Origin of the sequence: Pseudomonas songnenensis (assembly GCF_003696315.1) — a bacterium.
Classification (GTDB): Bacteria; Pseudomonadota; Gammaproteobacteria; order Pseudomonadales; family Pseudomonadaceae; genus Stutzerimonas; species Stutzerimonas songnenensis.
The window spans coordinates 91,213-104,791 of sequence record NZ_RFFN01000008.1 but is presented as its reverse complement, the minus strand read 5'-3'; the positions used below and the strand labels follow the sequence as shown (position 1 = coordinate 104,791).

The window sequence follows — 13,579 nt, the reverse complement described above, 5'->3', positions numbered from 1 at the left end:
TGCGCTGGAAAAAGGCCGGGCAACTCGGGCAAACTGCGGGTCATTTCCCGTAATGGCATTGTGGAGCGGTGACCTCTTGGATGTACGTGCCCAGGGTCTGCAGGCGTGGGTCGACCGCCTCAATCAATCGGAACTGCCGGCGCTGGCGTCCGTGGTCAAGGATCTGCAACGCCTGGCCGTGCATGAGCACGCCTCGGTACAGCAGCTCGCCGACGTTCTTCTGCGTGATGCTGCGCTGACTTCCAAAGTGCTCAGGGTCGGCAACAGTAGCTACTACAACCCCTCGCAGGAAACCATCAAGACGATTTCCCGGGCGATCGTGATGATCGGCTTCGAGAATGTGCGTCTGATCAGCCTGTCGGTGACGCTGATCGACAGCCTGCTCGAGCGCGCCCCGCGGGAGCAGCTGCTGGAGCTGCTTGCGCGCTCGTTTCACGCGGCAGTACAGGCACGAAACATCGCCGGCTACGTACTGTCCCGCCACGATGAAGAAGTGTTCATCGCTGCGCTGCTCTACAACATTGGCGAATTGGCGTTCTGGGGCTGCGGGGGCGAGCAGGTCGACGACCTGGCAGCTCAGCTGGCGCAGCCGGGTGTCAAGGCTGATGAGGCGGTTCAGGCGGTCCTGGGTACGAGTTTTCGGCAGCTCAGTCTTGGCCTGGTTCGGAGTTGGAGTCTGGGCGAGCTGACCAGCCTCGCGCATAGCCAGGCGGCCAGCAGCGATCCGGCGGCGCGTGCGGTAGCGTTGGGCGTGCAGATCAGCGAAGCCGCGCTGGGCGGTTGGGAGTGCGAGCGGATGGCAGCGTTGACCAGGGCCGTCGCGGAGTTCACCGGGGTGGAGGAGGCTGACGCGCTGCAGCAGATTCTCGCCAGCGCCGATGAAACCGTTGAAGTCGCCACGACCTTCGGAGCTAGCCGTCTGGGCAGGCTCATACCCAGCACCGACCCGGAGCAGATTCGCTTGCAGCAGGCTCAGCGCCAGGCAGCCTTGTTGCAGCCGAATCTGCTATTGCTGCAACAATCACTGCAGGATCTTGGCCTGATGGCGACGGGCGGAGGCGATGCCGGGATAATTCTGGATACGCTGCTCGGAGGCTTGCACCACGGGGTCGGTCTGGAGCGAGTCATGGTGGCCGTGCTGGCAGATCAGCAGACGCGTTTCAAGGCTCGCTGTGCCATAGGCGAAGGCACTGAGGCCTGGTTGCAGGAGTTCGTGATGCCAGCTGAACAGCTCGAGCAGCCGCATATATTCAGCTATGCATTGCGCCATCGGCAGGCGCTGTGGATGGGGGTTCCGGCCAGTTACAACCTGGCAGATCTGGTGACCCAGCCGCTGCGTCAGTGCTTTGGCAGCGGCATGTTCTTCATCGCGCCATTGGTGGCCGGGGCTCGCGAAATCGGCGTGATCTATGGGGACTGCAGGCTCTCCGGACGAGCGCTCAAACACGAGCAGTTCGTTGCGTTCCAGCGCTTTACGCAGTTGACCGGCCGTTGTCTGGAGTCACTTAGCAAACGGCCGGTCAGTTGAGTGTCGTGGCTCAGTTCGGAAGATAGAGAGTCAGCAGCTGGCCAGGCCGCAGCACTTCGGTGCCTTTGGGGTTCCAGGTCTTCAGGTTGGTGAGCTGCACGTTGAAGCGCTTGGCGATCTGGTAAAGCGAATCGCCTTTCTGGACCTTGTAATAGGTAGGCGAGTTGTCTTTCTTCGTCGGCGTACTGGTCGCCGGGCCTTGCAGAAACAACGCCTGGCCAACCTTCAGCTGACTCCCGGAAAGCTTGTTCCAGCGCTGCAGGTCGCGTACCGAGACCCGCTGGGCCTTGGCGATGTCCCAGAGATTGTCACCCGTCTTGACCCGGTAGGTGCGCGGTGTCGACGCGGGCTGTCGCGCGACGGCATGCAGCAGCTCACGCGAGGCTTTCGCATCGCTGCTGGTTGGAAGGCTGAGAACCTGGCCGACGCGCAGCGTATCGCTCTTCAAGCGGTTGACGTCGCGAATGATGTTGACGGTCAGGTGATGCCGGTTGGCGATGACACCCAGCGTGTCCCCTGCACGCACCTGGTACTGCTGCCAGTCGACCAGGTCCTGCGGTTTCATCAGTGCCAAGTTGGCTGCCAGCATCTCGGCCTTTTCCATCGGCACCAGAAGCTGTTGCGGACCGTCTAGCGTGATTCGCCGGGTAAAGGCCGGATTCAGTTGATACAGCTCGTCCTCATCAAGGTCGGCGAGCTTGGCGACCCGCGCCAGATCCATGCGCTGCTTGAGGGCGATCACCTCGAAGTAGGGTTCGTTGGCGATCGGATTGAGGTTGATGCCGTAAGCCTCCGGCGCCTGGATCAACTGCGACAGCGCCAGCAACTTGGGCACGTAGTCGCGGGTCTCGCGTGGTAGCGGGAGGTTCCAGTAATCGGTTGGCAGGCCCAGCTTCTGATTGCGTTCGATCGCTCGGCTGACCGTGCCTTCCCCAGCGTTATAAGCCGCAAGGGCTAGCAGCCAGTCGCCGTTGAACAGGCCGTGCAGGTAGCTCAGGTAGCGCAGCGCCGCATTGGTCGAAGCAGTGATATCCCGGCGGCCGTCATACCAGCTGGTCTGACGAAGGTTGAAATGCCGACCTGTCGAGGGGATGAACTGCCAGAGCCCGACAGCATGGGCTGGGGAGTAGGCGAAGGGATCATAGGAGCTTTCGATGATTGGCAGCAGCGCCAGCTCCAGTGGCATGTCGCGCTCTTCTAGACGCTCGACGATGTAGTGGATAAATGGACTGCTGCGCTCGCTGACAATTTCGATGGACTTCGGGCGGCTGGAGAGCAGCAGGCGCTGTTGCTCGATACGCGGGTTGCTGTCCAGGTGCTCCTGCAGCTTGTAGCCCTCGCGGATTCGCTCCCAGATATCTTCGTGTTCGGTGATGGCGGTGGTGTCGTTCAGCCAGATGGGCTCTTGTGCCACAGGCGTAGTGGCGCGCCTTGTCTGCTCGCGGGTGTCGTCGCGCGTGGCATTGCTCTGACAGCCCGCTAGGGCGACGCATATGGCGAGAGCCAACGCACGACCAGAGGCTGCCAAGGCGTCCGTTTCGTGGCGTTTCTTGGGAGCTGGCGGCATTGGCTGGAATCTTCCCCGGAAACAAAATTCGGGGGATTCTAGGAACGCACCCTGGTGGGGTCAAGTTTGCAGGCTCCGTTTCGGGAACCTGTCGAGCTTGTCAGAAATGGTCTTTCCACGCGCGCAAGGCCGCGAAAACCGCGACGTCATCCTCTAGTCTGCGGCCGCAATGCCCGCTCGCGGCCTGCCGCACAGCCTCGACACTGCTGCGCAAAAAGGGGTTGGTAGCGCGTTCGATATTCATTCGAGTGGGCAGGCTGAAGTGGTTCCCTTCACGCAGCGCGGTTACCTCGCGCACGCGCTGCTCAATTTCCTGGTTATACGGCTCCACTGCTTGGGCGAAACGCAGATTGCTCAGGGTGTATTCGTGGGTGCAATAGATAAGTGTGCCGTCCGGCAAGGCCGCCAGACGTTGCAGTGACGCGAACATCTGCTCGGGTGTGCCTTCGAAAAGTCGGCCGCATCCCGCTGCGAACAGCGTGTCGCCACTCAGCAGCCAGGGCTGCTCGGCATCGCTGTGAAAGTAAGCGATATGCCCGAGGGTGTGCCCCGGAACCGCGATCACCTGCAAGTCCCTATCCAGCACACGGATGCATTGGCCATCGCTCAGCGCTTCGTCGCGTGCGGGAATGTTCTCGGCTGCCGGCCCATGAACACGGGCGCCTGTCTGCGCCTTGAGCCGTTCGACACCGCCAACATGGTCGTGATGGTGGTGGGTAATCAGAATATCGCTGAGTCGCCAGTCCGGGTGATCCTGCAGCCAGCTCAGTACCGGCGCGGCGTCACCGGGGTCTACAGCGACACATTGCTGGGTTGCATCGTCCTGTAGCAACCAGATGTAGTTGTCGGTGAAGGCGGGGAGTGCTTCGATCTTCAACATGGGGCGGGTCGCCAAGCGAGGGACAAAGGCGCATCCTAGCAGTCCCAAGAAAAAGTTGAACCCGAGCGAACCCAGCGCCGCGCAGATCCGCGCCGTGAACGGAGCCGAGCGATGAACGATCAACCGTCCCCCCAGGCCAGCGACCATTGGCTGTCCATGATCAATCAGGCATCCGACTGGTTCGCAGGGCCGCTTGGCCAGCAGCTGCTGGTTCAGGAAAAGCATGTACTCACCGAAGAGCTCGCGCGTTGTTTCGGCAGTTATCTGGTGCATAACGGCCCATTCAGCGGGGAGCCGGTGCAGCCGCAGAACATCAAACGCAGCGTCCGCCTGGGTGCGCCGTTACCCGGAGTGGAAATTCACTGTGAGGAGCAGGCCTGGCCCCTGGGTGAGCACGCCGCCGATGTCGTGGTGTTGCAGCATGCTCTGGATTTCAGCCTTTCTCCCCACGGCCTGCTGCGCGAGGCTGCACGCGGAGTGCGCCCAGGCGGGCACCTGTTGATCGTCGGGATCAATCCCTGGAGCGCCTGGGGCGTCCGCCACCTGTTATCACGCGAGGTATTTCGCGAGGCTCGTTGTATTCGCCCGTCTCGGGTTGGTGACTGGCTGAACCTGCTGGGATTCGCGCTGGAGAAACGTCGCTTCGGGTGCTATTGTCCGCCGCTTTCTTCGACCGACTGGCAGGCGCGTTTGTCGCGGCTGGAGTCGGTTGGGCAGCAGTTGCAGGCGCCCACTGGTGGCTTCTATTTGCTGGTGGCGCGCAAGCTGATGATCGGCCTGCGACCCTTGCGTCAGGAGCGACGCGAGCGGATGGGCAAATTGTTGCCGATGCCCGTGGCGAAGATCAGTCGCCGCGACGCTGAACAGCACCGGCTGCCTTGAAGACCAGACTCTGCCGGCAAACCGAGTAAGCGATCGAAAATGAGTGACGACTGGGTCGAGATCTATACCGACGGCGCCTGCAAGGGCAATCCTGGCCCGGGCGGTTGGGGCGCGCTGCTTATCTATAAAGGCGTCAAGCGTGAGCTCTGGGGCGGCGAACCGGAAACTACCAACAATCGCATGGAACTCATGGCCGCGATTCGGGCGCTCGCCGAGCTGAAGCGGTCGTGCAAGGTGCGCCTGGTGACCGACTCGCAGTACGTGATGCAGGGCATCAATGACTGGATGCCCAACTGGAAGAAGCGCGGCTGGAAAACGGCAAGCAAGCAACCAGTCAAGAATGCCGATCTCTGGCAGCAGCTCGACGAGCAGGTCAACCGCCATCAGGTGAGCTGGGAATGGGTCCGCGGTCATACCGGGCACCCTGGCAACGAGCATGCCGACCTGCTGGCCAACCGTGGTGTAGTGCAGGCAAAACGTCAACCGATTGTGTAAGTGAGCGAAGCAACATGCGCAGCGTAGTGCTGGATACCGAAACGACCGGCATGCCAGTGGCCGATGGCCACCGGATCATTGAGATTGGTTGTGTCGAAGTAATCGGCCGCCGTCTGACTGGACGGCATTACCACGTCTATCTGCAGCCTGACCGCGAAGTGGACGAGGGGGCGATCGCCGTTCACGGTATCACCAACGAGTTCCTCGTCGACAAACCGCGTTTCCGTGATGTCGCTGATGAATTCTTCGATTTCATCAAGGGTGCGCAGCTGGTTATCCATAACGCCGCGTTCGACCTTGGCTTCATCAACAACGAGTTCGCTCTGCTCGGTCAGCAGGAGCGCGCCGAGATCGCCGATCACTGCTCGGTCCTCGATACCCTGCTGATGGCGCGCGAGCGCCACCCTGGCCAGCGCAACAGCCTCGATGCGCTGTGCAAGCGCTACGGCGTGGACAACTCCGGTCGGGATCTGCACGGCGCTCTGCTCGATGCCGAGATCCTGGCCGACGTCTGGCTGACCATGACCGGTGGGCAGACGAATCTGTCGCTTGCCGGTGATGGCGAAAGCTCCGATGGTGGACGGCAACAGCCCACACCGATTCGTCGGCTGCCGGCTGATCGGCCGCGCACCACGGTGCTGCGTGCCAGCGAGGAGGAGCTTGCCGCGCACGCTGCGCGCATGGCTGCCATCGAAAAAGCTGCGGGTGCAGCCCCGCTGTGGGCTCAGCTCGAAGGCTGATCGAGAAGACTGTCGTCTTTATGCGCTGTTGCTTTGCTGCGGACCCTTCTACCCTGTAGATGGATCGTCCGCAGAGAGTGCGCATGTACAAAGACCTGAAATTCCCCATCCTTATCGTTCACCGTGACATAAAGGCTGACACCGTTGCCGGTGAGCGAGTACGTGGTATCGCTTCCGAGCTGGAGCGCGACGGCTTCAATATCCTGCCCACAGCCAGCTCGAACGAGGGGCGCATCGTCGCCTCGACTCATCACGGGCTGGCCTGCATTCTGGTAGCGGCGGAGGGCGCCGGGGACAACCAGCGTCTGCTGCAAGATGTGGTGGAGCTGATCCGCGTCGCCCGTCGCCGTGCCCCGCGTCTGCCGATCTTCGCGCTGGGCGAGCAGATCACCATCGAAAACGCGCCGGCCGAGGCGATGGCCGATCTCAACGAATTGCGCGGTCTGCTGTATCTGTATGAAGACACCGTGCCGTTCCTCGCGCGCCAGGTCGCGCGCGCCGCGCGCAGTTACCTGGAGGATCTGCTGCCGCCGTTCTTCAGCGCGTTGGTCCGGCACACCGGTGAGTCGAACTACTCCTGGCATACGCCCGGTCACGGTGGCGGTGTTGCCTACCGCAAGAGTCCGGTCGGCCAGGCCTTCCATCAGTTTTTCGGGGAAAACACGCTGCGCTCGGACCTGTCGGTTTCGGTGCCCGAGCTCGGTTCGTTGCTTGATCACACCGGGCCGGTGGCGGCGGCGGAAGCCCGTGCAGCGCGCAATTTTGGCGCTGACCACACTTTCTTCGTGATCAACGGCACCTCGACCGCGAACAAGATCGTCTGGCATTCGATGGTCGCCCGCGACGATCTGGTATTGGTCGATCGCAACTGTCACAAGTCGATCCTCCACGCGATCATCATGACCGGCGCGATACCGCTGTACATGAGCCCAACGCGCAACGAGCTGGGCATCATCGGGCCGATTCCGCTGGAAGAGTTCACCCGCGAGTCGATCCAGGCCAAGATTGCCGCCAACCCGCTGGCCCGCGGCCGCCCGCCGAAGGTCAAGCTGGCAGTGGTGACGAACTCCACCTATGACGGGCTTTGCTACAACGCGAATCTGATCAAGCGCACCCTGGCCGACAATGTCGAAGTGCTGCATTTCGACGAAGCCTGGTACGCCTACGCGGCGTTCCACGAGTTCTACGATGGTCGTTACGGCATGGATACCCGCGAACAGGGCCCGCTGGTGTTCACCACCCATTCAACGCACAAACTGCTGGCGGCATTCAGCCAGGCATCGATGATCCATGTGCTCGACAGCCAGACACGGCAGCTCGATCGCGACCGCTTCAACGAAGCCTTCATGATGCACATCTCCACGTCGCCGCAGTACGGCATCCTGGCATCGCTCGACGTGGCTTCGGCGATGATGGAAGGACCGGCCGGTCGCTCGTTGATTCAGGAGACGTTCGATGAGGCGCTGAGCTTCCGCCGTGCTCTGGCCAACCTGCGCCAGCACATCGACGCGGACGATTGGTGGTTCAGTATCTGGCAACCGCCACTGGTCGATGGTGCTGAGGCGTTGGTGACTCCGGATTGGCTGCTGGAGCCGACGGCCGACTGGCACGGTTTCGGCGAAATCGCCGACGATTACGTGCTGCTCGATCCAATCAAGGTCACGCTCGTCACACCGGGTCTTACCGCATCCGGCGCGCTGGGCAAGAGTGGCATTCCGGCTGCGGTAGTCAGCAAGTTTCTCTGGGAGCGTGGTCTGGTGGTGGAGAAGACCGGGCTGTACTCGATGCTCGTGCTGTTCTCCATGGGCATCACCAAAGGTAAATGGAGCACGTTGCTTACCGAACTGCTGGAGTTCAAGCGTCACTATGATGCGAACATCCCACTGGTAGAAGCGCTGCCTTCGATCACCCGGAGTGGCGTGGCTGCCTACGCCGGGATGGGCCTGCGCGACCTCTGCGATGCCCTGCATGCCTGCTACTGCGAAAACGCCACAGCGCGCGCCATGCGCAGGATGTATACAGCGCTGCCAGAGCCCGCGATGACCCCGGCACAGGCCTACGACAAGTTGGTTCGCGGCGAGGTGGAGGCGGTGCCGATCGAAGCGCTGGAAGGGCGCATAGCAGCGGTCATGCTGGTGCCGTATCCGCCGGGTATCCCGCTGATCATGCCGGGTGAGCGCTTTACCGGAGAGACTCGTTCGATTCTCGATTACCTTCGCTTTGCCCGTGATTTTGCCGAACGCTTTCCTGGATTCGATGCCGATGTGCACGGTCTGCAACATGAGGTCGGGGCAGCTGGTGGCTCGTACACCGTGGATTGCATCCGTGAATGATCGTCGGGCCAGCAACGCGGCCCTCTACCGCGGCACGAACAGGTCGGCTGGCGGCGTGGTCTGTATCACATCGTCTGCATCGACATTCACTCGTGCTGGTGCCAGTTGTTATAGTTGCCCACCGTCGTGCGGCTTGGCCGTCATGACGCCCCCCATGCGCCCTTGCTGTCGAGGATGATAGCGTGACCGAATACAAAGCCTTCCGTGTAGAGTTGGCAGACAAGATTGCCCGCGTCGTGATCAACCGGCCCGAGAAGATCAATGCGATGGACGCCGCGTTCTGGTCGGAAATCATCGATATCTTCAACTGGGTCGATGCCACCAACGAGGTGCGCGTCGTGGTCCTCAGCGGGGCCGGTGAGCATTTCTCTTCTGGCATCGACCTCCAATTGCTGGCTTCGGTCGGCAGCCAGTTGGGCAGCGATGTCGGGCGCAACGCCGAGCGGCTGCGGCGCAAGATCCTTTCTCTCCAAGCCTCGTTCAATGCTGTCGATCACTGCCGAAAGCCGGTCATCGCGGCCATCCAGGGCTACTGCCTGGGCGGCGCGATCGATCTGATCTCGGCATGCGACATGCGCTACAGCACGGTGGGCGCGAAATTCTCGATCAAGGAAATCGACATGGGCATGGCCGCCGATGTCGGGACCTTGCAGCGTCTGCCGCGCATCATTGGCGATGGGATGATGCGTGAGCTGGCATTTACCGGCCGTACAATTGACGGTGAAGAAGCACGCAGCATCGGTCTGGTCAATCGCACCTATGCCGACCAGCAGACGCTGATGGATGGCGTTCTGGAACTGGCCCACGACATCGCTCGCAAATCACCTGTCGCCATTCGCGGCACCAAGGAAATGATCCGCTATATGCGTGATCATCGCGTCCACGACGGGCTTGAGTACATCGCCACCTGGAACGCGGCCATGCTGCAGTCGGCCGATATCAAGGTCGCAATCGCCGCTCATATGAGCAAACAAAAGCCGGACTTTGCCGACTGATGCGCCATCACACGTTTGCGCGGGAGGCGCACTAGGCATGGTTACTGGAGCTACTTCACTCGGTCTGGTACGTGACGAACTGTTCGCCACCATGGAAGAGGCCGAGCAGAGCCTTGAACACTTCATCATCGATCGCAACAACGGCGGCCTGCTGCAGCAGGCCGTGGAAAACCTCAAGCAGGTGCGCGGCACGCTCAACCTCATCGAATTGACCGGAGCCGAGTTGCTGGCGCAGGAGATTCTGCAGCTGGCGACCGATATCCCCGTCGGTGCTGGGGAAGACCGCGACGTGCAGCTAGCCGCGCTGAGCAACGCGCTCTATGTCCTGCGCCGTTATCTGGAAAGCGTCGACGCGAGCCGCCAGGAAATTCCCGAACTGCTGCTTCCAGCCATCAACGCGCTGCGACAGGCGTGTGCACAGCCCGCCTTGCCGGAAAGCTTCTTCTTCAGTGTTCGTCTCGATCATGCTCGTCCTGCTGTGGATGTGCCGGCCAGGTCCGGTGCCGCACCAGTTGCCGAAGCAAGGCGCTTGCGTCAGATGTACCAGGTTGGATTGCTGGGCTTCATTCGTGAAGACAATCTGCCTGCCAGCCTGAAGCTGATGGGGCGTGCACTGACGCGCCTGGATCACCTGTTCATCGAATCACCGGCAAGCCGGCTGTGCTGGATCGGCAGCGCTGCTCTCGAGTCCCAGCTCGACGGCCAGCTGCTGCCGCGCAAGTCGCGCAAGCAGCTGTTTTCGCGGCTCGACCGCGAACTCAAGCAGGTGCTTGGCAATCCTGCATACGAAGCCCCGCGCAGTCTGCTCAAAGAGCTTCTCTATGTTGTCGCTTTGGCGGATACCCAAGGGCCGATCGCCAGCCAGGTTCGCCAGGTCTTCTCGTTAAGCCCGCTGCCATTCACCGACCACCTGCTCGAAGAGGAATCCCAGCGTCTGGCTGGTCCTGGTCAGGCAGTCATGCGTTCGCTGTCTTCGGCAATCCGCGAAGAGCTGGCTAGCCTGAAGGACCTCCTGGATCTGATCGAGCGTGGTACTGCGCAGGCGGAAGCCTACTCGAACCTGCATAACCTGCTCGGAAAGATGGCCAAAACCCTTGGCATGGTTGGTCTTTCGTCTGCGGCCAGCACCTTGCAGGCGCAGCTGGGCGATGTGTCCGGCTGGAGCCTGGAGCATGCGCCCGAGCCGCAGGTTATCCAGCGTCTTGCTGACGCGGTGCTCTACGTCGAGAGCATGGTAGCCAGCCTCGAGCGTGGCGATCGACGTGACAGCAAGCCTCAGGTTGCTCGTCCCGGAATGGAGGCGGAAGCCTTCGCCAATCACCAGCTGACCGAGGCGCGCATCGTGGTGATCGACGAGGCGACCGCCGGGCTGGCCCTGGCCAAGCGGGCGATTACTGCCTATCTGGAATCAAACGGTGAAAAGCTGCACCTGGCGAACGTGCCGTTCAGCCTGCAGGCCGTGCGAGGGGGATTACGGTTCCTCGAACAGGAGCGTGCGGCGGAGCTGATTGGCGCCTGCGCTGATTTCATTCAGAAACAGATGCTCGAATCGAATCAGATGCCGCCCGAGCAGCTGTTGGAAACCCTCGCCGACGCCCTGACCAGCCTGGAGTACTACCTCGAAGGCGGGGCGGTATTGCGGCGCGACGATTCGCGCGTGAGCGTGCTTGATCTGGCCAGCGACAGCGTGCGCGCGCTGGGCATGCCGGTAGCGGCCTGATGAGCCTGCGCTGGCAGGCGGCGCTGCTCGACCCCAGTCTGCCCGGGGGCTGGGTGGTGGTGCACTGCCGGCAGCAGTTCCTGCTCGACGACAACGGCGCGCTGTTTCCACGGGACTGGCTCAAGCGCCTGGAGCTTCCCGTACTGAGCGAGCAGGGTCTGGGGCATTTTGACGGGCAGCCGGTTTTTCTGTTCGAGCTTGAATTCCCAGCCGATGTGCCCGGCGCACGCTGGCAGGGCCTGCGCCAGTTCATGCAGGGGGACGATCGGGACCTGTTTCAGCTCCTTGGTTACGCGACGCAGATAGGCACCTGGGCGAGCCAGCATCGTTTTTGTGGCAGCTGCGGTTCGCCAATGCAGGCGCGAGTAGGCGAGCGCGCGATGTACTGCCCGGCCTGCGGCGTACAACACTATCCAAGACTGTCGCCGAGCATGATCGTACTGGTCACGCGCGGCGATGAACTGCTGCTGGCCCGCTCGCCGCGCTTCGCTCCTGGGGTCTACAGCACACTGGCGGGTTACGTGGAGCCTGGCGAGTCGGTGGAGAAGTGCGTCGCGCGCGAGGTGCGCGAGGAAGTCGGTGTCTCCATTCACGCGCCACAGTACGTCGCGAGCCAGGGCTGGCCGTTTCCGCATTCGCTGATGCTGGGGTTCCATGCCGAATATGCCGGCGGCGAGATCGTGCCTCAGCCGGAGGAGATCGAAGATGCGCGCTGGTTTCCCATCGACAATCTCCCGGCATTACCCGCTCGCCAGTCCATCGCCCGCTACCTGATAGAACTGTATCTGGCTCGTCGGTTAGGCCGTCCCGAACCAGTGCTGCCAGGCTAGACGCAGGCTCATCGCCAGAACCACCAGAATGAATATCGGGCGGATGAACCGAGAGCCGCCACGGATCGCTGTGCGCGCGCCGAAATAGGCGCCGGCCATCAGCGCCAGGCCCATACCGATGCCAAGCACCCATGCCACGTGCCCACCGATCACGAACACACTCAGAGCCACTGCATTGCTGACGAAGTTCATCGTCCGTGCAACGCCGCTGGCCCTGAGCAGGTCGAGCGGGTAGAGCAGCATGCTGCTAACGGTCCAGAAGGCGCCAGTCCCAGGTCCCGCTACTCCATCGTAGAAGCCTAGCGAGAGACTCTGCGGCCACTGACGCTTGCGTCCGATCACCACGGCATCGCTGCCGGGCTTTGCGGGCAGGTGGCTGAAGAGCAGATAGATACCGCAGGCAGAAACCACCAAGGGCAACAGCTGGTTGAGCCAACTAGCGGGCATGAACTGGGCGAGTGCAGCGCCTAACGCCGCTCCGATTGCAGTGCCCACAAGCGCCCTGCGCCATATCTCAGGCTCGAATAGGCGGCGTCGATAGAACGTATAGCTGGCGGTGGCCGAACCGAATGTGGCGCACAGCTTGTTGGTACCCAGCACAAGATGCGGGGGCAGTCCGGCAGTCAGCAAGGCAGGAATGGTCAGCAACCCGCCACCACCGGCAATGGCATCGATGAATCCCGCAGTGAAGGCTACGGCGCACAGAATCACCAGGGTGGACGGGTCGAGCGCGAGCTCAAGCGCGAAGGGCATGCGGGTCTCGGTGGGCTGAGTGACAGCGGAGGATAATGCGGCTGTCACGCCGGCGGAAGGGAAGATTGAACGACTGGCAGCCTGCTCGGTGCGAAGAACAACACCAACCCGTGACCCCCGTCCCACGCAGGAGCTGGTTGTGCTGGCGGCAGCTGCGGATAATGTCGCACCCAATGAAAAGGATGCTTGGCTATGCAATATCTCGGGCTCGCGATCGTGATCGCGTTACTGGCTGTGATCGTCCTGCTGGTGGCGCTGCGCTTGCTGCTAGGGGGAAGCTGGCTGATGGGCTGGTTGCGCGGCACCTGTGGCTTCGTGGTCCTTGCGCTTGCCGGACTGATCGGGCTGATTGGCTACGACATCAGTACCTACGCCTCGCTACCGGGTGAGCAGCCGTTGGTAACGCTGACGTTCCAGGCCCAGGGGCCGCAGCGCTATGAGGTCCGGTTGGATCAGGGCAAGGAGACGCGTACGGCGATGCTGGAAGGTGACCTCTGGCAGCTCGACCTGCATATGTTGCGCTGGAAAAGCCTGGCCGAACTGATCGGGCTTGAGTCAGGCTATCGACTGGAGCGGCTATCCGGCCGGTATCTCGCGGTCGAGCAGCAGAATCTCGCACGTTATGGTCGCGTGGAGCTGAGCGAGAAGCCCCTGGGCGTGGATATCTGGCAATCGCTGGAACTCGGACAGCGTGACATGCATCTGGTCGATGCGCAGATGCTGCGCGTGGATTACATGCCGATTGCCGATGGCGCCGTTTACACTGTGGAGCTCGCGCCGACCGGGCTGATTGCGAAGCCGGCAAATGCAGCGGCAACCGAGGCGCTGAAGAACTGGTAAACAAGAAGGGAGCCTT

At 61.9% G+C, this 13,579-nt stretch carries 12 protein-coding genes; 9 read left to right on the top strand and 3 right to left on the bottom strand.

Annotated features, from left to right (window positions below; genetic code table 11):
• The first annotated feature begins 76 nt into the window (after positions 1-76).
• A complete protein-coding gene (locus EA798_RS18085) occupies positions 77-1,528 on the top strand; it encodes an HDOD domain-containing protein (protein ID WP_122099838.1) in 1,452 nt (483 codons plus the stop codon).
• A 10-nt stretch (positions 1,529-1,538) separates the two neighbouring features.
• On the opposite strand, the gene EA798_RS18080 is transcribed toward EA798_RS18085, so the two are convergent.
• Entirely contained in the window at positions 1,539-3,095 is a 1,557-nt protein-coding gene (locus EA798_RS18080; RefSeq protein WP_167462989.1) for a lytic transglycosylase domain-containing protein, read from the bottom strand.
• A 100-nt stretch (positions 3,096-3,195) separates the two neighbouring features.
• Positions 3,196-3,975 carry a hydroxyacylglutathione hydrolase gene (gene gloB, locus EA798_RS18075; protein ID WP_122099836.1) on the bottom strand — a complete coding sequence of 260 codons (780 nt, stop codon included), beginning with the start codon at positions 3,973-3,975 and terminating at the stop codon, positions 3,196-3,198.
• A 111-nt stretch (positions 3,976-4,086) separates the two neighbouring features.
• Between gloB and EA798_RS18070 the strand changes: the two genes are divergently transcribed.
• From EA798_RS18070 to nudC, 7 genes are all read left to right on the top strand, one after another.
• A complete protein-coding gene (locus tag EA798_RS18070) occupies positions 4,087-4,857 on the top strand; it encodes a class I SAM-dependent methyltransferase (RefSeq protein ID WP_106158611.1) in 771 nt (256 codons plus the stop codon).
• A gap of 39 nt (positions 4,858-4,896) precedes the next feature.
• Positions 4,897-5,352, top strand: coding sequence for a ribonuclease HI (gene rnhA / locus EA798_RS18065; RefSeq protein WP_038659869.1), 456 nt, complete (start codon positions 4,897-4,899; stop codon positions 5,350-5,352).
• Positions 5,353-5,366: 14 nt separating this feature from the next.
• The gene (dnaQ, locus tag EA798_RS18060) at positions 5,367-6,092 is read left to right on the top strand and encodes a DNA polymerase III subunit epsilon (protein ID WP_122099835.1); all 726 of its coding nucleotides are present in this window, start codon (positions 5,367-5,369) and stop codon (positions 6,090-6,092) included.
• Positions 6,093-6,175: 83 nt separating this feature from the next.
• Positions 6,176-8,425, top strand: a complete 2,250-nt coding sequence (locus EA798_RS18055; RefSeq protein WP_106158613.1) for an Orn/Lys/Arg family decarboxylase — start codon at positions 6,176-6,178, stop codon at positions 8,423-8,425.
• 182 nt (positions 8,426-8,607) lie between these two features.
• Positions 8,608-9,420, top strand: coding sequence for a crotonase/enoyl-CoA hydratase family protein (locus tag EA798_RS18050; RefSeq protein ID WP_122099834.1), 813 nt, complete (start codon positions 8,608-8,610; stop codon positions 9,418-9,420).
• Between the two features lie 37 nt (positions 9,421-9,457).
• Positions 9,458-11,140, top strand: a complete 1,683-nt coding sequence (locus EA798_RS18045) for a FimL-related protein (protein ID WP_122099833.1) — start codon at positions 9,458-9,460, stop codon at positions 11,138-11,140.
• Entirely contained in the window at positions 11,140-11,970 is an 831-nt protein-coding gene (gene nudC, locus EA798_RS18040) for an NAD(+) diphosphatase (protein ID WP_122099832.1), read from the top strand. The genes EA798_RS18045 and nudC overlap by 1 nt, the downstream gene beginning before the upstream one ends.
• Here the strand turns inward: nudC and EA798_RS18035 are convergent.
• A complete protein-coding gene (locus EA798_RS18035; protein WP_122099831.1) occupies positions 11,938-12,723 on the bottom strand; it encodes a TSUP family transporter in 786 nt (261 codons plus the stop codon). The two genes, nudC and EA798_RS18035, sit on opposite strands and share 33 nt — an antisense overlap.
• A 192-nt stretch (positions 12,724-12,915) precedes the next feature.
• Between EA798_RS18035 and EA798_RS18030 the strand changes: the two genes are divergently transcribed.
• On the top strand, positions 12,916-13,563 hold the full coding sequence (locus EA798_RS18030; protein ID WP_122099830.1) for a hypothetical protein: 648 nt from the start codon (positions 12,916-12,918) through the stop codon (positions 13,561-13,563).
• Positions 13,564-13,579 lie beyond the last annotated feature (16 nt).

What these genes read in the sequence shown, in the direction of transcription:
- EA798_RS18080 (WP_167462989.1), bottom strand. Translation starts at nt 3,095, where the DNA reads ATGCCGCCAGCTCCCAAGAAACGCCACGAAACGGACGCCTTGGCAGCC.
- gloB (WP_122099836.1), bottom strand. Translation starts at nt 3,975, where the DNA reads ATGTTGAAGATCGAAGCACTCCCCGCCTTCACCGACAACTACATCTGG.
- EA798_RS18070 (WP_106158611.1), top strand. Translation starts at nt 4,087, where the DNA reads ATGAACGATCAACCGTCCCCCCAGGCCAGCGACCATTGGCTGTCCATG.
- rnhA (WP_038659869.1), top strand. Translation starts at nt 4,897, where the DNA reads ATGAGTGACGACTGGGTCGAGATCTATACCGACGGCGCCTGCAAGGGC.
- dnaQ (WP_122099835.1), top strand. Translation starts at nt 5,367, where the DNA reads ATGCGCAGCGTAGTGCTGGATACCGAAACGACCGGCATGCCAGTGGCC.
- EA798_RS18055 (WP_106158613.1), top strand. Translation starts at nt 6,176, where the DNA reads ATGTACAAAGACCTGAAATTCCCCATCCTTATCGTTCACCGTGACATA.
- EA798_RS18045 (WP_122099833.1), top strand. Translation starts at nt 9,458, where the DNA reads ATGGTTACTGGAGCTACTTCACTCGGTCTGGTACGTGACGAACTGTTC.
- nudC (WP_122099832.1), top strand. Translation starts at nt 11,140, where the DNA reads ATGAGCCTGCGCTGGCAGGCGGCGCTGCTCGACCCCAGTCTGCCCGGG.
- EA798_RS18035 (WP_122099831.1), bottom strand. Translation starts at nt 12,723, where the DNA reads ATGCCCTTCGCGCTTGAGCTCGCGCTCGACCCGTCCACCCTGGTGATT.
- EA798_RS18030 (WP_122099830.1), top strand. Translation starts at nt 12,916, where the DNA reads ATGCAATATCTCGGGCTCGCGATCGTGATCGCGTTACTGGCTGTGATC.